Source organism: Pseudarthrobacter sp. fls2-241-R2A-127, assembly GCF_030209355.1.
Lineage (GTDB): Bacteria > Actinomycetota > Actinomycetes > Actinomycetales > Micrococcaceae > Arthrobacter.
Genome location: NZ_JARVSF010000009.1, coordinates 288,251 through 312,861, shown reverse-complemented (window position 1 = coordinate 312,861; position 24,611 = coordinate 288,251). Strand labels below are relative to the sequence as shown.

The 24,611-nt window shown below is 67.6% G+C and carries 18 protein-coding genes; 11 read left to right on the top strand and 7 right to left on the bottom strand.

Annotated features, from left to right (window positions below; all coding sequences use genetic code 11):
• Positions 1-65 precede the first annotated feature (65 nt).
• Both QRN53_RS08030 and QRN53_RS08025 read left to right on the top strand, forming a co-directional pair.
• A complete protein-coding gene (locus QRN53_RS08030) occupies positions 66-1,253 on the top strand; it encodes a glycosyltransferase (RefSeq protein WP_285243482.1) in 1,188 nt (395 codons plus the stop codon).
• A complete protein-coding gene (locus QRN53_RS08025) occupies positions 1,250-2,737 on the top strand; it encodes a lipopolysaccharide biosynthesis protein (protein WP_285243481.1) in 1,488 nt (495 codons plus the stop codon). Before QRN53_RS08030 ends, QRN53_RS08025 begins: the two co-directional genes overlap by 4 nt.
• Before the next feature lie 64 nt (positions 2,738-2,801).
• Here the strand turns inward: QRN53_RS08025 and QRN53_RS08020 are convergent, their stop codons facing one another.
• From QRN53_RS08020 to QRN53_RS07990, 7 genes are all read right to left on the bottom strand, one after another.
• Positions 2,802-3,809: an aminoglycoside phosphotransferase family protein gene (locus QRN53_RS08020; protein ID WP_285243480.1), complete on the bottom strand. Its 1,008-nt coding sequence runs from the start codon at positions 3,807-3,809 to the stop codon at positions 2,802-2,804.
• Positions 3,806-5,755: a hypothetical protein gene (locus tag QRN53_RS08015; protein ID WP_285243479.1), complete on the bottom strand. Its 1,950-nt coding sequence runs from the start codon at positions 5,753-5,755 to the stop codon at positions 3,806-3,808. The genes QRN53_RS08020 and QRN53_RS08015 overlap by 4 nt, the downstream gene beginning before the upstream one ends.
• Positions 5,756-5,821: 66 nt before the next feature.
• Positions 5,822-6,652 carry a glycoside hydrolase family 16 protein gene (locus tag QRN53_RS08010; RefSeq protein WP_285243478.1) on the bottom strand — a complete coding sequence of 277 codons (831 nt, stop codon included), beginning with the start codon at positions 6,650-6,652 and terminating at the stop codon, positions 5,822-5,824.
• A complete protein-coding gene (locus QRN53_RS08005; protein WP_285243477.1) occupies positions 6,633-8,846 on the bottom strand; it encodes a hypothetical protein in 2,214 nt (737 codons plus the stop codon). The genes QRN53_RS08010 and QRN53_RS08005 overlap by 20 nt, the downstream gene beginning before the upstream one ends.
• A gap of 74 nt (positions 8,847-8,920) precedes the next feature.
• On the bottom strand, positions 8,921-10,216 hold the full coding sequence (locus QRN53_RS08000) for a glycosyltransferase family 2 protein (RefSeq protein ID WP_285243476.1): 1,296 nt from the start codon (positions 10,214-10,216) through the stop codon (positions 8,921-8,923).
• Complete coding sequence (locus QRN53_RS07995) at positions 10,213-11,205, bottom strand: glycosyltransferase family 2 protein (protein WP_285243475.1); 993 nt, start codon at positions 11,203-11,205, stop codon at positions 10,213-10,215. The genes QRN53_RS08000 and QRN53_RS07995 overlap by 4 nt, the downstream gene beginning before the upstream one ends.
• Before the next feature lie 4 nt (positions 11,206-11,209).
• Positions 11,210-12,076 (bottom strand): glycosyltransferase family 2 protein, encoded by an 867-nt coding sequence (locus tag QRN53_RS07990; RefSeq protein WP_285243518.1) that lies wholly within the window; start codon positions 12,074-12,076, stop codon positions 11,210-11,212.
• 6 nt (positions 12,077-12,082) lie between these two features.
• Here QRN53_RS07990 and QRN53_RS07985 point away from each other — a divergent pair, with 6 nt between their 5' ends.
• The 9 genes from QRN53_RS07985 (at position 12,083) to QRN53_RS07945 (ending at position 24,586) form a co-directional block, all read left to right on the top strand.
• Positions 12,083-12,223, top strand: a complete 141-nt coding sequence (locus QRN53_RS07985; RefSeq protein WP_285243474.1) for a hypothetical protein — start codon at positions 12,083-12,085, stop codon at positions 12,221-12,223.
• A 288-nt stretch (positions 12,224-12,511) separates the two neighbouring features.
• Positions 12,512-14,755, top strand: a complete 2,244-nt coding sequence (locus QRN53_RS07980) for a PKD domain-containing protein (protein WP_285243473.1) — start codon at positions 12,512-12,514, stop codon at positions 14,753-14,755.
• Between the two features lie 303 nt (positions 14,756-15,058).
• Positions 15,059-17,746, top strand: a complete 2,688-nt coding sequence (locus QRN53_RS07975) for a helix-turn-helix transcriptional regulator (RefSeq protein ID WP_285243472.1) — start codon at positions 15,059-15,061, stop codon at positions 17,744-17,746.
• A gap of 150 nt (positions 17,747-17,896) precedes the next feature.
• Positions 17,897-19,489: a sugar transferase gene (locus QRN53_RS07970; protein ID WP_285243471.1), complete on the top strand. Its 1,593-nt coding sequence runs from the start codon at positions 17,897-17,899 to the stop codon at positions 19,487-19,489.
• Positions 19,490-19,517: 28 nt separating this feature from the next.
• A complete protein-coding gene (locus tag QRN53_RS07965; protein WP_285243470.1) occupies positions 19,518-20,642 on the top strand; it encodes a Gfo/Idh/MocA family protein in 1,125 nt (374 codons plus the stop codon).
• The gene (locus QRN53_RS07960; protein ID WP_285243469.1) at positions 20,639-21,631 is read left to right on the top strand and encodes an NAD-dependent epimerase/dehydratase family protein; all 993 of its coding nucleotides are present in this window, start codon (positions 20,639-20,641) and stop codon (positions 21,629-21,631) included. Before QRN53_RS07965 ends, QRN53_RS07960 begins: the two co-directional genes overlap by 4 nt.
• Complete coding sequence (locus QRN53_RS07955) at positions 21,631-22,797, top strand: DegT/DnrJ/EryC1/StrS family aminotransferase (protein WP_285243468.1); 1,167 nt, start codon at positions 21,631-21,633, stop codon at positions 22,795-22,797. The genes QRN53_RS07960 and QRN53_RS07955 overlap by 1 nt, the downstream gene beginning before the upstream one ends.
• Positions 22,794-23,453, top strand: coding sequence for an acetyltransferase (locus QRN53_RS07950; RefSeq protein WP_285243467.1), 660 nt, complete (start codon positions 22,794-22,796; stop codon positions 23,451-23,453). Before QRN53_RS07955 ends, QRN53_RS07950 begins: the two co-directional genes overlap by 4 nt.
• Entirely contained in the window at positions 23,450-24,586 is a 1,137-nt protein-coding gene (locus QRN53_RS07945) for a DegT/DnrJ/EryC1/StrS family aminotransferase (RefSeq protein WP_285243466.1), read from the top strand. The genes QRN53_RS07950 and QRN53_RS07945 overlap by 4 nt, the downstream gene beginning before the upstream one ends.
• Positions 24,587-24,611: the final 25 nt, after the last annotated feature.

Genomic DNA, 24,611 nt, shown 5'->3' with positions numbered 1-24,611 from the left:
GCGGTTCCCCGCAAAGTTACCCAAAGCAACCCTGCCGCCAGAGTGTGATCCAGTACACTCTTGCAATGAAGCTCCTGTACGTGACTGAAAGCGTGCCAAACCGGGACCCGCAACTCGGTGATGGAAGCTCCATGATCCCGTACGAAGTGATCCTCCATCTTCCCGCAGATGTTGCCGTCACGCTGCTGACGTTTTCCGGCCCCGTGCCGGTTCCGGCGGAGATCCGGGCCCGCTGCGAAACCGTCCACGAACTGGCCCCGCGGGCTGACCCCGCCGCGTTTGTCCTTTCCTTCGGCGGGCTTGCCGGCCTGGGAAAACAGCGGCGCTCCACCCCCTCAGCGCGGGCAGCGGCAGCCACCCTGTCCGGCCGCAATGATGCCACCCTCATCCACGGGCCCCACGCCCTTTTCCTGTCCCACTTCGCGGCCGGTCCCCTGGTGCTGCAAACCGTGGACCCCTGGTCCATCCGGGCCGCCATGGACACGGCCATTGCGCGCTCCCTGCGGCCGGCCTACCGGCTGCGCGAACTACTCGCCGGACGCGCGGAACGGTCGCTGCCCGCCAGGGCGCGGCTGCTGACCGTCGGGGCGCAGGACGCTGCAGCCTGGTCCGCGAAGCTCGGCAGGGCCGTGCAAAGCGTGCCCAACGGCACAACTGTGGCCACCGGCCCGCGCCGGGACAGGACTTCGCCGGTGGTTTGCTTCGCGGGCAGCCTCAACTATGCCCCCAACGTCGACAGTGCCACGGTCCTGGCCACCAGCATCGCCCCCCTGGTGTGGCGGGAGGTGCCCGAGGCCCGGTTCGTCATCGCCGGACGGCAACCGACCGCAGCAGTCCAGGCGCTGGCCGGTCCGAAGGTTGAAATCCTTGCCAACGTGCCTTCGCTCCCGGACATCTTCCAGGGAGCCGACGTCGCGGTCTTCCCCGACGAGCACGGCGTGGGCATCCGGAACTCCGTGCTCGAGGCCCTCGCGGCCGGGCTGCCCGTGGTGGCATCCCCGGTGGCGGCCCGGGAACTTCCCCCGCACCCGCTGCTCACCGTTGAGGCCGGCCGGGACGCGATGGTCCGCAAGATCGTGGAACACCTCAGGGCACCCCGGCCGCCGCATGGCACACCCGGCGGCGCTGCGGACCAGGCCGGCACCGTTCGCTCCTGGGACACGGTGGCCGGAGAGTACCTGGCCGAGGTGCGGGCGGCCGTGGCTGCGTCATCCGCCGCCGGGGACTTATCCGGCACCGCAAGGCAACTGTGACATACGCGCCCGGCGAGCTCGAACGCAAGGGAGTCCGGGGAGCCTTGTGGCAGGGGCTCGCTTTCGCTTCCGGTCGGGTAATCGTGCTGGTGACCACCGTGGTGCTGGCCCGGCTGCTGTCGCCCGAGGAGTATGGCCTCGTTGCGCTGGCGCTGGTGCTCATGGCGTACGCCGAAACCATCGCCGATGCCGGGGTGGGCCAGGCGCTGGTCTACCTTCCCAAAACGAAAGTGATAGCGCGTTCGGCGCTCCTGCTGTCGGTGGCCCTCGGGGCCATGCTGGCCCTGGCGGCCATGCTCGCGGCTGATGTTGTGGAAGACCTCATAGGGCTCGACGGCGTGGCCCCGCTGGTGCGGGTACTAGGCGTCTCCGTGCTGGCCACGGCCTGCGGGGCCGTCCCGGAGGCGATCATGCGCCGGGACCTGAAGTTCCGGCAACTCACCGCCGCCCCGGTGCTGCGGGCCGCGACCATGGGAACGGTGACCCTCTACTTGGCCTTCACCGGCCACGGCGCCTGGTCGCTCGCCGTCGGAACGGCCGCGGGCTCGGTCGCCTACGCCGCCACCTGCTGGTTCCTGGTCCGCCACGAGGCGCCCTGGCAGCTTTGGCGCGTGAGCAGGAGCGCCCTGGGCGAGAACATCCGGTTCGGCGCCCCCGTTGCGGGGAGCACCATGCTGGCCAGGGCCATCTTCGACGTCGATTACCTGGTGATCGGGATCGTGCTGGGGGCCCACGCGCTGGGCCTGTACACGCTGGCCTTCCGGCTGCCTGAGGCCTTGATCCTCAACGTGTTCTTCGTGCTTTCCACCGTCCTGTTCCCGCTCTACACACAAGTCCGCGGCGACCGGCAGCGGTTGCGCGACGGGTACCTGAAGAGCGTCACGGTGCAGGCCCTGTACGGCATCACGGCCGGCGTGGGACTCTCCGTGGTGGCGCCGGTCCTGGTGCCGGTCCTTTTCGGCCAGCAGTGGGAGGAATCCGTAACGCCGCTGGTATTTCTTGCCCTCTACGCGGCGGCGCGTTCCCTCGGCGCCGGGGCGAATGACGTCTACAAAGCCCTGGGCAGGCCCGGGCTTTCCATCTGGATCTCCGTGGTCCGCCTGGTGGTCCTGCTCCCCGCGCTGGTGTTCGCCACGCGGTGGGGCATTGTGGGTGTTGCGTGCGCCCAGATGGTGGTGGCGGTGGTGTTCGCCTTTGGCATGCAGGCGGTGGCTGCCAAGGTGATGGGGACAAGGATGCGCCGGATGCTCCGCGCTGCGGCACCGGGCCTGGCCTGCGGGGCGGCCGTGGCCCTGGTGGGCCTGTTCAACCTGTCACGGCATGCGCTGGGACCCGTGCTGACACTCGCCGTCATGGTCGTTGCCGGCGTGGCCTTGGTCTACGCGGTGCTGCGGTTCGGGTACCGGGGCCTGCACGACGAGATCCTGGGGCTCTTCACGCACCGCCACGACTCCCCTGGGCCGGCACGCGACCACGTCTCCTGAGGTCAGCCGGTTTTGATGCGCGGCCGCTTTCGACCGCGTGCCGTGTTCGACGGGAAGCCGTGTCCTAGGCGGCTGTGACGACATGGCGCCACAGCCAGTAGTCCCTGTCCGCCTGGAGCGCGGCACGGACCTTGTCCTTGCCCTGCGACGGATCGGCTTCCGCTTCCTGCGCCAGGCGGTCGGCGAGCGTTGCGGTGGACCGCGCCCAGGTGGAGATCACCAGCAGCGGCAGCAGCGAGGCCTCCACTCCCCGCACGCCCAGGTGGCGCGACAGCGGATCCAGCGCCCAGCCGCCCGGGCCGAACGCCTTGTCGAAGGCTGCGATCTGGGCGTCCCTGGCGAACGCCTGCTCGCTGGACTCGCTGAGGTACTGAAGGTAGAACACGAGGTCGTGCCCGGGAACGCCATCCGGAAGGGAGCGTTCCCAGTCCATGACCTGCAGGCCGCTGCCGGGCTTGACCAGCAGGTTGGGATGGCTGAGGTCGCCGTGCTCAACGACGGCCGGGAGCCGGGCCGCACGCAGGGGCTCAAGGAGTTCGTGGGTGCGCTCCACAAGGCGGCCGGTCTGCGCGTCCGGTCCGGCCAGCCGCTCCAGTGCCGCCAACGGGGCGGCGACCGTGCGCTGGTACCAGTCCGGGTTGTCTGTCGCCGCATGGGTGCAGGGAAGGGACCCCACAAAGCCGGTCCCGGCCGCGACGGCGGCGGGGAGGTCCGCGGCCACCTTCCGCGGGTCCAGGGGAATGCCGGTCAATGCTGTTTCCACCAGGACCGTGTAAGGCCCCTGGTCCCGGATTCCCACCAGGCGCGGAACGCCCGGGCTGTCGACGGCGGCCGAGAGTTGGTCCAGCATGGCGGCCTCACGCCGGACGCCGCTGCTGTCACCGGGCTGGCGCGGGATCTTCACCACCAGGGCGGGTTCGCTGCCGCGGGACGGAAACACCAGGGCCACCACGTGCCGGGAGGTGGTGAAGCGCGGCGTGAGCAGCAACGTTTCCCACCGGCTGCCCAGGCCGTACTGGCCAAGGGCGAACTCCTCGAAGTGCTCACGGAGGAACTGGTCGACGAAACTCATGGCCGGCCGCCCCGTTCCGGTCGCCTGCCCGTGACGGTGCCCTCCGGAACCATGAGGTCGAAGACGTGAAGTGCCAGGGCCAGGTGGGCCGCGGCAGCTTTGAGCGCTCCAAACCGAACGTCTTTCCGCAACGCCAGGGTGTCGCGGATGGCTACCCCGGAACGGACCGGAACCAGCCTGGCGGTGCGGTCGCGGTTGGGTGCATTCCAGTACAAGGTGACGTCCTGGTAGCCGCGGCGCTCCAGTGTCCGTTTCCATCCCCTGAGCGTCCTGGGTCCGGAACGCCGGAGAAGGGAACGGCTGGCTTCCACGCAAATCCATCCTCCGGGTTCCAGCGCCAGCCCGGCGCTTTCCATATGGCCGCGTTCCGGAGAGGCCAGCAACACCACGTCGCATGACGCGCCGCCCGTTCCCGCGCCAGGGCCTGCCAGGCGGACGGCCTCCGGGTCCAACAGCCGCAGCGCGGACTCGGTTTCCCGGCTTACCTGTCCGCCGAAGCCGAGGTTGCGGGGCTGCAGCACAGGGATCAGGAAACGCCAGTCCAGGAGGCGCCAGAGGTGCAGGGCCAGGGCCTCCGCCGCGCCCGCCTCCTGGGCCACCGGGGCCGCGTTCTCCGGCGCAACAGGACCGCCGTCGTGCCCTGGATGGCGACGACGGTTGGCCGGGCGGGTGCCGGCGGCCCGGGACAACGTCTCCCAGATAATGCCGGTGGCCACCCGCTGGACGGCCTCCGCCGGCTGGGCGGCATCAACCACCCGGCCGCCGGGGAGGCGCCCAGCCAGCTGCAAGTAGTCCTGCCGCCATGATTCCAGCAGCTCCGGGGTGTGCTCGCCCTTCCGCTCAAACATCACCGGGCCCGGCACGTCCAGCACCAGGAGGACGTCCGGGGCCGGGATCACCGCCAGCGCGAGGGCATTGCTCATCCCGGCCAGGGGTCCGCCGCCCGAGCCGCCCAGCAGCGCGTCGTACGCCACGCGGTCCATCAGCACCACCTTGCCCATGAGGCGGTAGAACCTGGCCAGCACTCCGCCCCGCACCAGCCGGTAGATCTTCTTCCCGGTCCGGCCGCCGGGAATCCGGCCCAGGACCTTGTCCCAGGGACCGGCACCCCAGAGGCCCATGTAGACGTACTTGGTGGGCAACGGAACATCGGCGTGCAGGCCGTTGAGCAACGTGGTCTTGCCGGCCCCGTCCGGTGCCATGACGCCCAGCAGCGGAGTGTGCCCGCGGACCTGGGCCCCGGAACGCCTCAGCAGCCTGTTGGCTGCTGCGACCAGGCGCGGGCTCACGCCGCCGCGCCAGGCGGCACGCATGCGGGCCGCCGTGGCGGGCACATCGTCGAACCGTCCGCCCAGGACCAGGTCCACCATCTCGGCCACCGGCCCGGCACCCACCCTGCGCCTGACCGACTCCGCGATCCGCCCGCCGTCGGCCGCGGTCCTTGCCGCCGCGAGCGCCAACGGCTGCCGCTCCGGGGAGATCCCGCCCTTGTCCATGAACAGGTGGAGCAGGAGCAGCCAGGCCTGGTCAGCCGGGTCCGGCATCCAGTAAGTGCCGCGGCGGACCCGGCGGCGCAGGCAGCGGGGCGCCCACGGCGTGCGCCATTGCTGGTAGGGCCCGAATGCGAGGTCGGACACCACATCGAGCTTGATCCAGGCTCCGTCATCCACCGTGTAGCAGAAGTAGAACCGGTGGCTGCCGTGGCCCAGGGCCAGCACCCGGCAGAACCCTGCGGCGGCCAGCAGTTCATCAAGCCGGGGCAGGAGGCCGCTGTCCACGAGGATGTCCACGTCGCCGGACGGCAACGCGAGGTCTTCCTCGCCGCGGAGCAGCAGCCACGGCCAGTCGGACGCATTGAGGACGTCGAACACAGCGGCCACCTTGGGATGGACGCGCAGGGTTTCAGCCGCAATGCCGCCTGCCGGCACGCTGTTCAGGACGTCCACGGCGCCACCCTCCAATCGGTTGCCGGAGCCAAGTCCGGGGGTACGGTGTGAAGCTGTTCGGGGAGCCTAGGGTGTGTACGCATACTGCACGACCCAATCGACCTGGAGGTGTCCGGCGGTGCCGGGGGCAGGGAAGGTACTGGAGGCGTCGTCGGCCGTTTCCACCTGAAGCGTCCAGCGCATGGGGGTGTCCGGCACTCCCGCCGGCTTGGTGGTCTGGTCCACGAGCCGGCCATCCAGGAACCACTGGACCAGGCCGGGACGCCATTCGATGGTGGCGACGTGCCACTGGCCCGGGCGGGCCGCCGAATAGCGCCTGTCGCCGGGGTCGAACTGCATGCCGTTCGAGGTCCGGGTGCCCTTGATCGCGGAGTTCCCGTAAAGGGAGCCGTCCAGGGCGCCCTCCGGCCAGTCGATCTCCCCCTCGTTCCAGTCGTCACTGGCCGGCCAGAGAAGGAATGCCACCTTGTACCCCGGAATGGAGTCGTACCTGAACCGGACGGAGTACCTTCCGTAGGTCTGGCCCGAATACCCGAACGGGATGACGCTGGCCACCCGCGGCCTGTTGTTCGAGTAGTGGAGGTGGAAATCAAGGTAGCCGTCGTGGACCGAGAGGACCTCGTCGGGGGTGTACGTTCCGAACCCGGAGGAATCGGAAAGTCCGTCATAGCCGCGCATGTCCGGGCCATAGACGCGGCCCACCGCCCCTGCGGCCGCAGGGGAGTTGAAGTCCTGGACCATGGTCTGGCGCCACGAGGGCAGGTCCCCGCGGGGCGCCCCGTTGACTTGGGATGAATCCGCGTGCAGGGCCAGCAGCGCCGCCCCGACCAGGGACAGGGACGTCACCGTGACCAGCGACAGTTGGTACACCCGGCCGCTAGTTGCCCCAGTCAGCACGGGAAACCTCATAAATTCGCACCGACTTGTTCTCAAAGACAACCTGGGCGGCCTTGGATACGTCCAGGTCGTGCTCCAACGGGACCATGGCGTCCTTGGCAAACTGCCGCAGGACACCCGTTGAGGTCCGCTGCTGCAGGTCCGAGACCACAACGAACAGCCGGTCCGAGGCCCTCAGGTTCGCCCCTGCCCGGGTCTTGTCCACATAGGCCACCATGTCATCGCCGGTGAAGGGCTGGGTGGAACTGTGGAGCTTCGAGGCAACCGACACCAGCTGGCCGGTGCGGAGGAAGAAGGAATAGTGCGGGCCGATCAGGAGCGGCAGGTGGTAGTTGGTCTCCACCACCGCGTCGCCCTTCTGGACATTTGAATCGAGCCAGCGGCTGGCCGAAACATCCGCTGCCGGCACCCGGACGTTGGCCTCGTTCTGGAAGTACACCGCAGTGAACATCACGGCCAGGACCGTGATGGAGGACGCTGCCCCCACTACTGCCCTCCGGGTGGGCACCCTGCCGGACCAGAGGAACCAGGCTGCGCCGATGGCCAGCCACGGGAGGGCGAACATGAAGACGCGGAGCCTGCCCTCGCCACCGTAGGAGGTGCCGAAAAGCCCAAGGATCGGCGTTGCCGCCAGCGTCCCCACGATCAGGGTGGTGCGGATGTTGCCCAGGCGGATGTTGCGGATGAATCCGAGCCCGGCCAGCAATGCCGTGAACAATGACAGGGCGAGCGCCTCGCGTGCCAGCCAGCGCCCGGAGAGGAGCGAGGGGCCGGGGCTTCCGTTGGACGCCTTGTAGCCGGCATTGGCGAAGAAATCGAAGCCGCTCAAGAGGCCGTACTTGCCCGCCACGAAATCGACGTTTGGCAGGAGGTAGAGCAAAGCCATGAGCAGCAGTGCCGGCGCAACCCATGCGGGCTTGAAGTAGCGGGTCAGGAAGAGCGGGAAGAGGCCCAGGATGGCCAGGTAGGGCGTCAACTGGTGGCTCATCACAATCATTGCCTGCAGGACCAGGACCGCCACGATTGCCAGTGCCTGCTGGCGGCCGGTGTACGTTGCGGGCTCTTCCACCCGGGGGCCGGACTTGGAGAGCCTGGCGGCCAGCCGGCCTTCCAGCCTGAGCACCCAGGCGGCGGGCGTGCCGCGCAGGAATGTGAGGATGACCAGGCACATTGTCAGGTGCAGGGTGTACGCAAAGGCCTGTGGTGAGTAGTAGTTCTGGTTGAGCCAGTTGGTGAGGGTGAACACCAGGGCGGCGGTCCAGTAGATCCGCGGGTTCCGGGTCAGGGTCCTGGCAATGGCGAGCACCAGCGCAACACTCATGAGCGCGAAGACCGGCTCAGCCCAGCCTGCGTAGGCCATGGGGTCCTGGTATCCGCTGGATTCGCCGAGGAACGCGCTGAAGAGGAAGAATCCGGGCCAGCGGTTGTAGATGTCGATGCTGGGATCGAAGTGCCCGGTGGTCTGGATCAGGTCCGTGACGGCGATGTGCTTGTACGTCCAGGGCAGCCGCGGGACCGCGGTCAGCAAGCCGGCAGAGGCGTACAGCATGACCACCAGCCCGGAGATGGAGGCGCCCGTGAGCCAGCCGGAATGCGGCCGCTGCCGCGAGATGCTCCAGATGCACAGGGCCACCACGAGAGCCAGTGAGATATACCAGGTCAGCGGGAAAGCCGTGAGGAGCCCGTAGGTCCCCAGGCGCGGGTTGGTGGCGGCGAGGGAGGCCGCCCACATGCCCATGGCGGCCACCAGCACCAGCCACGGCGCATAGGTGATGAGTTGCGGGCGGGGCAGCGGGGAGGTGGCAGTACTGGACCGCGCCGGGCCCGGGACCAGGAGGGCGACGGCGGCCGCCAGCATGATGCCGACGGCGGCGGGCCGGGGATTCCAGAGTTGCAGCCACCCCATGGCCGCGGCGGTCAGGGCGAACGCCGTTGCGCCGGCAACGACGGTGAAGACCAGGCGCGCTACCGGGTCCACGCTGGGGAGCCAGCGCACCAGCGCCCAGCCGGGCAGCACCAGGCACGCCAGGAGTTTGACGCCGGCGAAGGACTCGCCTCCAATGTCGAACAGGATCAGGGCCGCCGTCACGGCACTCAGCAGGGCCAGGGCGTAATCGGCGTACCCGGGCCTGTGCCGGCGCGAAGTGCGGGAGTCCATGGGACCGGAGACGTCACCCCTGATAAGAAGCGCCATACTGTTTCAACTCCTGGATTGGCTTGCCACTGGCGGAGTGGTTCTCCGCACCAGCACTCGGTGGACTGTTTGTTCTAGCTGCCTGCTGTCCGGCGGGACTGCAGATACTTGTAGGGGCCCAAGGCCACGGCCAACAGCTGCAGCCGGGCGAGCCTGGCCACCTGCGCCTCGAGGGAACTGTGGGCAGGGTATCCGTGGGGCACCGGTTGGGTGGCGTGCGGGTGGCTCAGGTATTCGAGCCCTACGCCCCAGCTCCTGGCCAGTGCCAGCCTGGCCGTGTGCGGGTCCATCATCACTTTCGCCATCCAGGCGCCCAGGCCGGTGCCGTAGCCCCGGGCCTGCACCCTGAGGTCTTCGAGGCCGTCCCGGTGGCGGTGCCAGACGATGGCTGCGGGCTGGACCACCAGGGCGTGGCCGGCCAGGATGACCCGGGTGAACATGTCGATGTCCTCGCCCCCGCCAGTGGGAGTACCCACGCCCAGGGCCGGGTCGAATCCGCCCAGGGTGAGGGCGGCGTGGCGCTTGAGGGCGAAATTCGCTCCGGTCCCAAAGGCTCCAGGACTGAAGGGGAACTTCGGCAGCCCCTCGGGCGGGTCTGCCAGCGAGTAGACCCGCGGCACCAGGCTCCGCGACCAGCTCACCTTCGCATCGAAGTAGCCCTGGGTGGGGGTCCTGAGCTCCCCTGCCGGGACGAGCCCCGTGACGCACGCTGCCTCCGGAGCGGCTTCGAACGCCGCGGCGATCTCCCACAGCCAGGACCTGTCGACCACCACGTCGTCATCCGTGAAGGCCACCAGGCTTCCCCTGGCGTGTTCCAGGCCGGTGTTCCTGGCATTGGAGAGGCCGGGAGCCGGTTCGGTGACCAGGCGCAGTCGCTTGTCCCGGAAATCGCGGCGCACCAGTTCTTCCGTGTCGTGCGTCGCGGGTGCGTTGTCAACCACCACCACGTCGAACCGCGGGTAGTCGAGCGCAAGAATGGTCATCAGCGCCCCGCGCAACTGCGGGGTGCGGTCCCTGGTGCACACCACCACTGTGATGTGCGGGGCCGTCACTGCCGGCGGGAATGATGTGACACGCGGCAAGGCCGCCAGGGCGTCCTCGAATACAGCCCGATCCACGATTCCCGACGGCGACGGCACGTCGACGAATCCCCGCACGACCCCCGACGCGCGCACCAGCAGCCGTGCCCGTTCGTATCCGGCATGGTTCTCCAGTTCAAAGTGCGAGCAGTCCGCGAGGTCCTCCAGGTCCACGGACCCTATCCATCGGGCCCCGGGCCAGACCGGGGGCAACACGGACTCCATGGCGGGCACCAGGATCAGCGCTTCGCCCTGAAGCCCGTCAAGCACACGGCTGGCGCCCTCGCTCATTGCACTTCCCTCCACTGTCCGCCGGCCGGAACCAGCGCGTTGTCGACGTCATCCGGTCCCGTCCAGTGCTGCAGGCGGCGCCCCTGGAAGTAGCCGGCAGCGGTGCAGGCGAGCACCGCGATCACAGCGCCCGCGCGGCCAAGGCCGTCGGGGCTGCCGTCGCGGCCCCAGGAACGCAGCCCGGTGAACACCGCGCGCGGGAGGACGCTGCGCACGTACCGGCGCTCAGGCCCCAAAGCCCGTTTGTGGCCCACCAACTGGCTGACCTGGGCTTTGGAGAGGCCCTCGGACCAGGACCGCGACATCATGTACCGCCATGTTCCCCGGGAGGCGGGGACGTGGTGGCGGACCAGTGCCGCCGGCTCGTACACGATGCGGGAGCCGGGTGACCCAATCTGGGACCGGATGCAGATTTCGGTCTCCTCGCAGCCCAGCGGCAAGGTGCCTTTACGTCCCAGCGAAAGGTTGAAGCCACCCACCTGGCGGAGCACCTCGAGCCGGAAGGACATGTTGGCACCGATGACGTTCCGGACTTCTGAGGCCACCCGCGGCATGCCCCGGTGGCTGCACCCCACGATCCAGTCCAGTTCTTCGGCGAAATAACCCGGCCGGCCGGCCTCCCACAGCGGGACCACCTTGCCGCCGACGGCCAGGACGTCCGGATCGTCGTACAGCGCAACCAGGCGTTCGAGCCAGTCCGGCGCCGCCTCGGCGTCGTCATCAAGGAAGGCGACGATGTCAGACTCAGCGAGCCCGACGCCCGTATTGCGGGCTCCGGACAGGCCGGCCTGGCCGGTGCTCTCCACCACGGTGACGTCGTCGACGATTTCGACGAGCCTCTCGTACAGGTCCTCATTGTGGTCAACGACGACCAGCACCTGGTCCGGGGCCAGGGTCTGCTGGCGGACCGATTCGATGACATCGAGCAACATCCCCCACCGCGCTGAGGTGTAGGCGCAGATCACCACCGTCACGGACAGGGGTTTCATGCGATCAAGCATGGTGGCTCACCGCCGGGGCGAGGACGCTGTGCGGGTCCACGGGCAGCCGCGGGAAGCGGACGTTGGAATAGGTGTACTTCACGCGGCGCAGGGCCTCGGGGCGGGCCCCGGCCGTCGGGGCCTCCCACACGGCGCACTCCCGGGCCAGGGTGTGCAGCACGCGCCAGCCGTCGCGGAAGGTCTGGAGGTTGGATGCGCCGGAGATCCGGTCCAGCTCCAGGCTGGGAACCTCGGCGATCCGCAGTCCCGCCTTAGCGGCACGGACGATGAGTTCGGTTTCGATTTCGAAACCGTCGGACTCCAGCTCCAGCACCTCCAGGCATTCCCGCCGGAACGCGATGTAGCCGTAGCAGAGGTCCGAGTAGTTGCTGTGCAGGACAGCGTTCGCAAGTCCGGTCAGCGCCCGGTTGCCGGCCTTCCGCAGCCGGGTCAGGTCCTCGGACCCGCCTCCGGTGACGTGCCGTGATCCCTTGACGAAATCGAAGTCGTGCTGGAGGGGCGCCACAAACCACCCGATCTCCTGCGGATCCATGCTGCCATCCGCGTCCAGCATCACGATGATGTCCCCGCTGGCGGCCGCAAAGCCGGAACGGAGGGCCACGCCCTTCCCCTTCCGGGATTCGTTGACCACCACGACATCCGCGCGGAGCGCCCTGGCCACTTCGACAGTGTTGTCCTGCGAACGGCCATCCACGATCACCACTTCATCGACGTAGGAGGGCATCCTGCGCAGAACCCAGGGAAGGTTCTTTTCCTCGTTCAACGTAGGAATAACAACGCTGATTGAGGCTTGCGGAAATAAGAGTCCCGGCTGGGAAAACAAAGCCGGCAGTTGGGGCGAAATCGACAATTGCCTCACCACTTCATGACAGTTCGGATTCTGGACAATGCCGCCGGCGATTTCGCCGCGGCACATACGCTTGATCCGGTCATGGTCTGGTCGCTGATCCCCCAGCAACCCATCGCCAATCCTCTGGCCGTTCCCGGAAGACTACCCCCTACCTAATCCGGGTATCACGAGTAGTAGGTACTCACATTTCACCTGGGGTTCACCCCCTGTTAGGCAAGTAGAGGGCTCGGTGTTTGCCATTCCGGTTAGGTATAGGGGATTACGGCGGCCCCGGAACCATTAGGTAGGGGAGTGCGTAAATCCCCCATTTAGGTATGGCACCTGCATTGCCCGCGGCGGCGTTCGGGCTTACGCTACTCGGTACTTGGGGGCTTGAGCTCTTTGTTTCTGGGCCAATGGGCATACGTCCCCTCAATTTTTCCCAAATGCCCCAGGAGTTCCCTTATGAAGCTCAGACACTTCCCCCGTCGGATGGGCCAGGCCCTCGTCGTCGCACTCGTTCTCGCAGCTTCCATCCTCGGCGTACCGGGGGCCGCTGTGGCGGACACCGTTTACGGCACCCAAGGCATGGCCTACTCAGGGGTGGCGAACCCGCCCACGTCCGACAAACCGCAGAGCAAGCTGTGGTGGAACGACGGATCCTGGTGGGCGGACATGTGGAAGACCGGCACCGGATGGAGCATTTACCGGCTGGACCGGACCTCCAACAGCTGGGTGGATACCGGGGTGGTGAACGACACCAGGGGCAGCACCCTCGCAGATACGCTCTGGGACGGCACCCATCTGTTCATCGCCTCGCACGTGGTGACCGTCAGCACCGACGGCTCCCCCAAACCCTCGCTTTCGGGCCAGCCCGCCAAGCTCTACAGGTACAGCTACTCCGGCGGAAAGTACACCCTGGACAGCGGCTTCCCCACCACCATCACCAACAACTCCAGCGAATCAATGACGATCGACGCGGACTCCGTGGGCGGCGTGTGGGCAACCTGGACGCAGGTGGGCGGAAACTCGACCTCCGGATTCACCAACACCGTCTACGTGAACTACTCCACCAACAACGGCGGAACGTGGGGCACCCCGTTCGTCCTCCCGGTGGCCAGCCCCAACCCGGCACCCGATGACATTTCCGCGGTGGTGGCATTCGGCGGCGGCCAGATCGGCGTCATGTGGAGCGACCAGCTGACGGACACCATGTGGTGGGCCACGCACGCCGACGGAAAGCCCGCCAACTCCAACTGGAAACTCCAGCCGGCCCTCAGGGGCAACGGGCAGGCCGATGACCACCTGAACCTCAAGACCCTGCAGGCCGACACCTCGGGCCGGGTCTTCGCTGCAGTGAAGACGAGCCTCAACGACACGTCCTCCAACAAGACACTGCCGCAACTCATCCTGCTGGTCTTCAAGCCGGGCACCGGTGCCTTCACCCAGTCCACGATTGCCACCACCGGTGATTGTGTCTCCCGCCCCCAGATCGTCCTGGATACCCAGAACAACCTGGTGCGGGCATTCCACACGGCGCCGCCCACCTCGGTATCCGGCTGCGCGTTCTCAGGCGTAGCGGGCAGTATCTACGAAAAGACCGCCTCCATGGACAATCCTGTCTTTGGTTCCGGCCGCGGCACGCCCATCATGCAGGCTGCTTCGTCGTCGAACATCAATGACGTCACCACCAGCAAGCAGAGCGTGAACAACACCACCGGGCTGGTGGTCATGGCCAGCGACAACGTGGCCAAACGATACTGGTTCTCCGACCGGCCCCTGGGCGGCACTCCACCGCCACCGGCAGGCCAGGCACCGGTGGCGTCGTTCACCGCCAACCCCACCACGGGCACGGCACCGCTGAACGTCACCTTCACTGACACCTCCACGAATACGCCTACCTCCTGGGCGTGGGACTTTGGCGACGGCGGCACGGCAACAGTGCAGAATCCCGCCCACTCCTACGCGGCGGCCGGGAGCTACACCGCCAAGCTCACGGCTACCAACAGCACGGGATCATCCTCGGCGACGGCCACGATCACCGTCAGCAGCACACCTCCACCGCCCACATCCGGCGGTATCACGGTGGTGAACGCCAACACCGCGAACTCGGGCACCGCCGTGACCACAGCGACGCTGGCGGTTCCCGCCGGCACTGCGGCCGGCGACGTCCTGGTTGCCGCCATCACCGTGGACCTCAACCCCGGACTGACGGCACCGGCCGGCTGGACGGCGATGGTCAACGGGCAGTCCATCAACAGTTCCTCCACCGCAGGGGCCCGGGCCTACGCCTACTACAAGGTGGTGGGTGCCTCTGATCCGGCCACCTACAACTGGACCCTCAGTTCGGCAGCGAAGTGGGGCGGCGGCATCACGGCATACCGCGGGGTCAACAACGCCACGCCCTTGGACAGTCCCGTGGTGACGGCGGCTGACACCAGCTACTCCGCCACCAGCATCACGGTGGGCAGCATCACCACGGCCACCAACGGTGCCATGCTGATCGGCGGAGTGGGCTGCGACTGCAGCGCTCCGGTGGTCACCGCTCCGTCGGGATGGACCGAACGCTGGGAGGCAGCGGCCGGCCAGATTGCCGAGCAGGCTGACAAACCGCAGGCGACGGCGGGGGCCAGCGGAACAGCCACCTGGACCTTGAGCGCCGCCCGCGCCGTTGTGGCCTGGCGAACGGCGCTCAAGCCGGCGGCCTAGGTCCGCTGCCGGACGGACGGACGGGAAGCGGTTCCGGGGCTGCCTTACAGGTCCCGGGACCGCTTCCTGCTGTTTCACGATATGCAATAAACAGCGAACAAAATTCGCGCGAAATTAGGATAATCGGATTCTTGAGCAATAGCTGTACCAAATCTTGATGAAATCCAGCGCCTGCAGTATGGCCGTTTCTTCCTTCCCGCACTATATTCACTCTTACCGGATGAACCCGCGCTGGGGCGCGTGAATCAACCTTGAATTGGCAGCGAAAGAATGCGGTCTCCTTCTTCGACGAATGGGGACGCCATGCCACTTGTGGGCCGGAACAAAGAACTGGACCGAATCCTTTCCGTGGTCCGCGGACCCAAGGAAGCTGCCCTGGCAATAGCCGGCAGCAGGGGCACCGGAAAATCAGCCCTCCTTTCCGAAATCCCCACCCTCTCCGATTACCGGGCCGTCTTCATGGCCGCCAGCGCCGCCGAATCGGACTGGCCGCTCTCCGGACTGACTGCGCTCCTGAACAACATGGACGATCCCGTCCTGAACCGGATTGCCGACGATCTCCTTCGCGACAGCACCGGAGACAGGAACGTACCCGCCGTGTCCGGCATGCTCTTGAACGGACTGCACCAGCGCTCCTCGACCAGGACCGTGATCGTGATCGACAATGCCGACCAACTGGACCACAGCAGCCAGGAAGTCCTTGGGTTCCTTGCGCGCCGCCTCACCGGTACCGACGTCGTCCTTATCCTCGGCCTGCGGGCAGACCTGCCGGAAGGCCCGTTCAGCGGCTTGCCCGTGCTCCAGCTTGGCGCGCTCAGCTACAGCGACACCGTCCGGATGCTGGAATGCATCCCCACGAAACGGACCACGACGGCGGCCGCGCACGCCGTGGCCGCAGCCACCCGCGGCAACCCTCTGGCCGCCGTCGAACTCTACAACCAGCTCATGGACAGGCACGCCGAAGGAAAGTACGCCCTGCCCGTCCCTCTCGCCTCCGCGGGAAGTTTTGACGCCGAGTACGCGTCCATGGTTGGCGCGCTGACGCCCGGAGCCCGCGGGGTCCTGGACCTGCTGGCACTGTCCTACCGCAGCGATATCTCCACGATCGAAAAGATCGACCATGACGTGTGGACCAGTGTGGACGAACTCCTCAGCGCCGGCCTGGTGAAACGCACGGGGCCGCACCTTGGGATCGGTGACCAGCTGCTCCGGGGAGCCGTCTTCAATGCCATGACCCCGGCAGTGCGGACCGCGAACCACCGCTCCCTCGCGGAAGCAGCCAACAACACGGACCCCTACGCCCGCAGGTGGCACTTGAGCTTTACCGCACTGGAGCGCAAAACCCCTTTCCAGCTGCTCCGGCACGCCGTGGATTTGATCCGCGGGGGCGAGGTGGTGTTCGCGGTGGAATACATCGAGCGGGCACTGACCATCAACCCCTGGGAGGCCGAGACGGCGGCCCGCCTCACCACGCTGGCGGAGCTCCTGTTCAACCGAGGGGAGTTCGTCTATGCCCAGCGTTACCTGGAATGGGCGCAACGGGTTACCCGGAATCCCGCCCTGATCCTGCGCCTGACCGGCCTGTCCTTCGAGATCCAGTTCGCCCAGGGCGCCGCGGTGCGCTCAAGCATGGTGCTGCGGCTCGTGAAGGAGTTTGGCCAGCACGATCCCGCCTACGCGGCCAGCCTGCTGGCCATCGGAGCCCTCTACTACGCCGAGAGGTGGGAGTTGAAGGACGCCGCCGAACTCCTGCGGTGCGGCAGCGGCTTCAAGGGCTCCGCCTCCGCCCAGTGCCTGGCCATTGCCGGCCGGGCGGCAACGCTGGTGGAATCCATCAGCGGCAACACCGCAAACCTTGCCTCCAAGTATGAGCAATCCGGCACCGCGCGGGTGGCCGGACTCCTGGCGCAGGGCCGGGCCCTGACCTACGCCGAGCATTATGAAAGCGCCCAGGAGGCCTTTGCCATGCTCCGCGGCTCCGCCGAACCCGAGCACGTCAACTGGCGCGAAACAGCAGCCCTGATGGCAGTCGACAACGAAATCCGGGCCGGTAACGTACGCGCCGCCGTCACGCTGATCGACGACCTGGAGCGTTCCGAACCCGAAATCAAATACCACCGCGGGGTGCGGCACTACTTCCGGGTGTGGCGCGCCTATGCCGTGGGCGATGCCGCACGTGCCCAGGCGCACGCCGTCGAGGCCCACCGTTACGCAGGCGCGGACAGCCACCCGGCCCTGACTGCACAGCTCGCCGCCTGCCAGGGCCATTTCGCCCTGCTGCGCGGAGACCTCGCGGAGTCTGTTGCCCAGTTGTCGCGGGCCGTCGAGATTGGCATGGGATTCGGCAATCCCACTTTGCTGCGTTGTGAGGCCGACCTGGTGGAAGTGCTCATCCGCCTGGGCCGGCACCATGAGGCCACCCAGGCGTTGATGCGCCTCGAGGGCCGCTCCGTGGGATTGCGCTCACCCTGGCTGATGATGACCGTGACCAGGAGCCGCGCCATGCTGGCCGACGGCGAACAATCACTGCAGCTCTTCTCCCAGGCCCTCCAGGGCCGGAACGGGCACATGCTCGAGCAGGCCAGGACGCTGATGTGCTATGCGGAACGGCTCCACGCGTTCGGCAAACTGCGCGACTCACGGGACACCCTGCTCCGGGCCAAGGTGATGTTCGACGAGGCGGGGGCGGATGCCTGGACCCAGCACGTGGATGCCCTGCTCCTGGACGAACGCGTGGAACCGGTCCGGCAGCAGGGCAACCCGGCCATGCTGATGCTCGCAGACCATGAGCGGTCACTGGCCAAAATGGTGGCCCGGGGCATGCGGAACAAGGAAATTGCCGCCACGCTGTATGTTTCCGTGCGCACGGTGGAAGTGCGCCTGACAGCCATCTACCGCAAGCTTGGTGTTGAGTCCCGGGCCCAGCTCACCGCCCTCGCGGCGGACAAGGGACAGGCCGCCAGGGAACCCTACGTGCTGCCCGTTTTGTAGCCAAAATCCCCTCGGTTGCGGTACCCGCAGTTTCCGCAGCCTTCCCCTGCAAGACCCACAAAGGCCCCGGCCTCCCCCTTCAAACGCCAGCCGCCACGGCTAGTTTTGCTTCACAGCCAGGGGACAGGCGCTACGACCGAGAGGGTGATCATGGCAGAGATACCAGTTGTCAGGACCCGACGTTCGGCCTTCGACTGGCTTGTTCCGCCCGCTGCTGCACAGCGGGTGGCAACACAGCAGCCGGCGGCAGGGGAAACCGCAGGAACCCGGTTCCCCCTGCCGCCGGCAGCCCCCCTCCCTTCCGCGGCACAGGCCCGGCCCCGCAAGGCAACGGCCGCCTGGATCAGCCGGCACACCACCCTCCTCCGGTCCGCGGACGCCGCGGTGGTCATGCTCTCCGCCTACGCCGGCTTCCTGCTCTCCGAGGCGGGGTTCTCGCCCGAAGGCCCCCGGGACGGCGGCGCAGCAGCAGCGGCAGCCGCACTGACGGCAACCTGGCTGGCGGCACTGGAGATCTACCACACCCGGGATCCGAAGGTGCTCGGCATCGGTGCTGACGAGTACAAGCGCGTTGCCTCGGCAACGCTCCGCACCTTTGGCCTCCTGGCCCTCGCTGCCGTGATCTTCTCCATCCACGGCGCCGGTGCCTTCGTGACAGTATCCCTGCCATTGGGCCTGGTGGCTCTCACCCTGAACCGCCGTGCATTCCGCCGCCGCCTGACTGCCGAGAAGGCCAAGGGACGCCACCTCTCCCGCGCCGTGGTGGTAGGCGAACCCGAGGACGTCCGGTACGTGATCCAGCAGGTCCGCAAGTCCGGGGCTGTCTACGAGATCCTGGGCGCATGCCTTCCGGGAGCACGCCGCGGCGCAGGACTACGGGTGGACGGCTGCACGGTGCCGGTCCTTTCCTCGACGGACGATATTGCCCGCACTGTCCGCCTCGCAGACGCGGACTCGGTGATCATCGCCGGCCCCCTGCCGGGCGGCAACAGGTTTATCCGCGAGCTTGGCTGGAAACTTGAGGAGTCCTCCGCGGAGCTGATCCTCGCCGCCACCCTGACCAATGTTGCCGGTCCCCGCATCCACTGGCGGCCGGTGGATGGCCTGCCGCTCATGCACGTGGACATTCCGCAGTACGGCGGGGCGAAGCACGCCATGAAGCGGATCATGGATGTGGCCGCTGCGCTGGCGGCCCTCCTGGTCCTCGCGCCCGTCCTCCTGGTGCTCGCCCTGATCGTGAAACGGGACAGCCCGGGCCCGGTCCTCTTCCGGCAGGCCCGGATAGGCAAGGACGGCCACGTCTTCGGGATGTACAAGTTCCGGTCCATGGTGGTCGACGCCGAGGCGCGGCTGGCGGGGCTGAACCAGCAGAACCAAGGCGCCGGGGTGCTCTTCAAGATGAAGGATGACCCCCGGGTCACCCGCTGCGGCCGCTGGATGCGCAAATACTCGCTCGACGAGCTTCCCCAGCTCTGGAACGTGGTGCTGGGCGACATGAGCATGGTGGGTCCCCGCCCGCCGCTGGACCGGGAAGTCAGCGGCTACGAACGCCACACCCACCGCCGGCTGCTGATCAAGCCGGGTATCACCGGCCTCTGGCAGATCAACGGCCGCTCAGACCTTCCGTGGGAAGAAGCGGTCCGGCTGGACCTCTACTACGTCGAAAACTGGTCCCTTGCCGGTGACCTCCTGATCCTCTGGCGGACGTTCCGGGCTGTCGTCCGGCCGTCCGGCGCTTACTGACACACTCACAAAATGGGAAGAAAATGACATGAGAAAATTCGGCAGTCCCTTCCACTCCGCCAACCATCCGCAACCTGCACCGAAACTCCGCATCGCCGTCGTTGGAGCCGGCTACTGGGGTCCCAACCTGGCGCGCAACCTCCAGGCCAGCCCGGACTGGGACATGGTGGCCATCTGCGACCTGGACATCGACCGGGCCCGCAAGCTGGCGGACACGCTGGGGCAGGTACCCTGCGTCGAGTCCCTGGACGAGCTGCTGGACAGCTTCGACGTCGATGCCGTGGCCATCGCGACGCCGGCGCGAACCCACCATGGAGCGGTCATGACGGCCCTGCGCGCCGGAAAGCACGTCCTGGTGGAAAAGCCGTTGGCGGACAGCCGGGAACACGGGCTGGAGATGGTGGCCGAAGCGCGGGCGAACGGCCTGGTCCTGATGGCGGACCACACCTACTGCTACACCCCGGCGGTCCTGAAGATGCAGGAGCTGGTGCAGTCCGGATCCCTGGGCGAGATCCTGTTCGTGGACTCCACCCGGATCAACCTGGGCCTGGTGCAGCCCGACGTCGACGTTTTCTGGGACCTCGCCCCGCATGACCTGTCCATCCTGGACTTCGTCCTCCCGGGCGGCCTCAACCCCGCCGAGGTCTCGGCGTTCGGGGCGGACCCGCTGGGGACCGGCCGCGACTGCGTGGGCCACTTGAACTTCCGGCTCCCCAACGATGCCACCGCCCACGTGCACGTTAACTGGCTCAGTCCCACCAAAATCCGCCAGATGGTGATCGGCGGATCCCTGCGGACCCTGGTGTGGGACGACCTGAACCCCCAGCAGCGGCTCAGTGTCTACGACCGCGGCGTGAGCCTGGACCGGCAGCCGAAAACGGCCGGCGAGAAGGCGTCCACCGCCGTCTCCTACCGATTGGGGGATACTTGGTCCCCGGCGCTGCCCGAACGGGAGGCCCTTGGCCAGGTGGTGCAGGAACTCGCATCGTGCATCCGCACCGGACGGCAGGCACGGACAGGCGGCGCCTCCGGGCTCCGGGTGCTGTCCGTGCTTGAAGCGGTCACCCGCAGCCTGACCCTGGACGGCCGGCCCACCGCCGTGGCGGGTGCCGCCATGGCGGGAACCGGCGCCGAACTGGAGGGGGCCCGGTGAGCGCACTGGAGGGCGCCAACGTCCTGGTCACCGGCGGCGCCGGCACCATCGGATCCACCCTGGTGGATGCCCTGCTGGCCGCGGGGGTGCACCGGATCGACGTCCTGGACAACCTGGTCCGCGGCAGGCTGGACAACCTCTCCGGCGCGCTGGCCACCGGGCAGGTGGAACTGGTGCAGGGCAGCATCCAGGACCGTGACCTGGTGCATGACCTCACCCGCGGCAAGGACCTGGTGTTCCACCAGGCAGCCATCCGGATCACCCAGTGCGCGGAGGAACCCCGGCTGGCCCTGGAGGTCCTGGTGGATGGCACCTTCAACATCCTGGAGGCCGCTGCGGAACACAAGGTGGCCAAGCTCGTGGCCGCGTCCAGCGCATCGGTCTACGGGATGGCTGAAGAGTTCCCCACCACCGAACGGCACCACCACGCCAACAACGACACTTTCTACGGCGCCGCAAAGTCCTTCAATGAAGGGATGGCCCGGAGCTTCCGTGCCATGACGGGCCTGGACTACGTGATGCTGCGCTACTTCAACGTCTACGGGCCCCGGATGGACGTCCACGGCCTGTACACGGAGGTTCTGGTGCGGTGGATGGAACGGATCATGGACGGGCAGCCGCCGCTGATCTTCGGCGACGGCCTCCAGACCATGGACTTCATCTATACGGCGGACGTGGCCCGCGCCAACGTGCTGGCCGCCGGCAGCGGGATTGCCGAAGGAACATACAACGTGGCCAGCGGGACGGAGACCAGCCTGCTGGACATGGCACGCACGCTGCTGCGGGCCATGGGCTCGGACCTCAGCGTGGAGCACGGCCCGGCCCGGCAGGTGAACAGTGTGGTCCGCCGGCTGGCCGACACGTCCGCCGCCGCCCGCGACCTTGGCTTCAAGGCGGAAGTGGAACTCGACGAGGGACTGCGCCAACTCGTCAGCTGGTGGATGCCCCTGCGCGAAGAAATTGCGGCCACGCGGAAGGTTGGTGCCTGATGACTGCCGAACCAGTCCTCGCCCGGATCAATGTCATGAAACCCTGGCTCGGCGACGAGGAAGCAAGGGCATTGGCCGAGGTGGTGGCATCCGGCTGGGTGGCGCAAGGGCCCAAGGTCAAGGAGTTCGAAACCAGGTTCGCCGAGTATCAGGGCGTCCGGCACGCGGTGGCCACTTCCAGCTGCACCACGGCCCTGCACCTTGCCCTGGTGGTGGCCGGAATCGGTCCGGGGGATGACGTTGTGGTGCCTTCCCTGTCCTTCATTGCCACGGCCAACGCGGTGACTTATGTAGGTGCCCGGCCGGTGTTCTGCGACGTGGACCCGGCCACCGGGAACGTTACCGCGGAAACCCTCCACGCCGCCCTCACCCTGGACACCAGGGCGGTCATCGTGGTGGACCAGGGCGGAGTGCCGCTGGACCTGGACCCCATCCGCGAACTCTGCGACCGGCACGAGATCATGGTGATCGAGGACGCCGCGTGCGCGGTGGGGTCCACGTACAAGGGCAGGCCGGTGGGGGCCGGCGCGGACGTGGCGGTGTGGTCCTTCCATCCACGCAAGATCCTCACCACCGGTGAAGGCGGCATGCTCACCACCAACCGCGCTGATTGGGCGGCGAGGGCAAGGACGCTGCGGGAGCACTCCATGAGCGTGTCCGCCGCGGACCGGCACGGATCACTCCTGGCCCCACCGGAGGTTTACCTGGAGGTGGGGTACAACTACCGGATGACTGACCTGCAGGCCGCCGTCGGAATCGTACAGCTGGCCCGGCTGCCGGAAGTGCTGGAGCGGCGGCGGACTATCGCGGCCCGCTACGTTGCCGCCCTTTCCCGGGTCCCGGGCCTCCGGCTCGTCTCGGACCCGCCCTACGGCACCACCAATTTCCAGTCCTTCTGGGTGGAAGTGCTGCCCAGCTTTGGGACCACACGGGACGGGCTGATGGAGCTGCTGGCGGATGCCGGAATCTCGGCCCGGCGGGGCATCATGGCCGCACACCGCCAACCGGCCTACCGGTGGCGGAACTCGGGCGGCTCCCTGCTGCAGCAAACCGAGCGGCTCAATGACAGGACTTTGATCCTTCCCGTCTACCACGAGCTGGACGACGAGGGGCTGGACAGGATCATCGGCACCATCCGAGGCGCGGCAGCCGGGATGCGCACGTGAGCGAGTTGATCCTGATAGCCGCCAGCGGCCTGGCCCGCGAAGTCCTGGCGATGGTGCGCAGCAGCGGCCAGTACGACGTCGTCGGCCTTCTGGACGACGACAGGGAAATGGCGGGCGTTACCGTGGACGGGGCCCCGGTGCTGGGAACCATCGATGACGCCGCGAAGTACACACACGCGTTCATCCTGGTGTGCATCGGTTCCGGCAGGGTGCGGGAATCGGTGGTGGAGCGGCTGACGGCCATGGGCCTCACCGAGGCGCGCTACGCGACGGCGATCGATCCCTCGGTCCAGTACCCCGAGGGGTGCCGGGTGGGCAGGGGCAGCATCCTGCTCCGGAATGTCACGCTCACCGCGTCCGTCACCCTGGGAGCGCACGTGGTGGCCATGCCCTCGGTGACCTTCACGCACGACGACGACGTGGCGGACTTCGCCACGTTCGCTGCAGGAGTGTCGCTGGGCGGCGGAGTCCGGATTGGCCGGGCGGCCTACCTGGGGATGAACGCCAGCGTGCGCGAACGCACGTCCGTGGGCGCATACGCCACCGTAGGCATGGGGGCTGCGGTGTTGAGCAACGTGCCCGACGGGCAGACGTGGGTTGGGGTGCCCGCCCGCGAAATTGACGGTGAAAGATTCAGTGTTGGGGGTATTTCATGAGTTCCGACGTGGAGGTCCAAACGGTCCCGCTGGTGGACCTGGCAGCCCAGCAGGCTGAAGTCCATGATGAGGTCATGGCCGAACTGGACACGGTCCTTCGTTCGGCATCTTTTATTGGCGGGCCGGCCGTTGCCTCATTCGAGGCGGCATACGCCTCATTCGTGGGCGCGCGGCACTGCGCCGGTGTTGCTAACGGAACGGATGCCCTGGAACTTGCCCTGCGTGCCGGGGGCGTGCGGCGTGGCGGGGAAGTGATCATGCCTGCCAATACCTTCATCGCCACGGCTGAGGCAGTCAGCCGGATCGGGGCAGTCCCGGTGCCTGTCGACGTCGACCCCTCCTACCTCCTGATCGATCCCGACGCCGCGGCCGCGGCGGTAACCTCCCGCACGCAGGCGATCGTGCCGGTGCACTTGTTCGGGCAAACCGCCTTTATGGAAAGACTGATCCCCGTTGCCGAGTCCTGCGGCGCGGTGATCATCGAGGACGCCGCACAGTCCCAGGGCGCAACTCGGTTTGGCCGGCATGCGGGAACCTGGGGCCTCGCCGCCGGAACCAGTTTCTACCCCGGCAAGAACCTCGGCGCGGCCGGGGACGCGGGAGCCGTGCTGACGTCCGACGCCGGTGTTGATGCGCATGTCAGGTTGTTGGGTGCGCACGGCAGTTCGGTGAAGTACCGGCACGATGCCATCGGGTTCAACTCGCGCCTGGACACCGTCCAGGCCGTGGTCCTGAGGGCGAAGCTGGCGAGGTTGCAGGGCTGGAACCTGCGCCGCCGGGCCGCGGCGGAACGCTACGCGGCGTTGTTGGCAGACGTGCCGGGCGTTGAGCTGCCGCGGGAGGCACCCGGGAACGCGGACGTGTGGCACCTGTACGTGGTGCGGGTCCGGAACCGGGACGCCGTCCTTGGGTCGCTGCACGCGTCCGGGATCCAGGCGGGAATCCACTACCCGGTTCCGGTGCACCGCAGCGGGGCATATGCGGGCCGGACTATCGGTTCCTTCCCCGTCGCCGAGGACGCTGCCGGCCGGATTCTGTCCCTTCCGCTGTTCCCGCATATCACTGCCGAACAGCAGGAACGGGTTGCTGGGGCGCTTGCTGCTGCGGTGTCCTGCGCAGCGGCGAAGCCGTAGTCCGTTGACGACGTCCGAGCGGAGG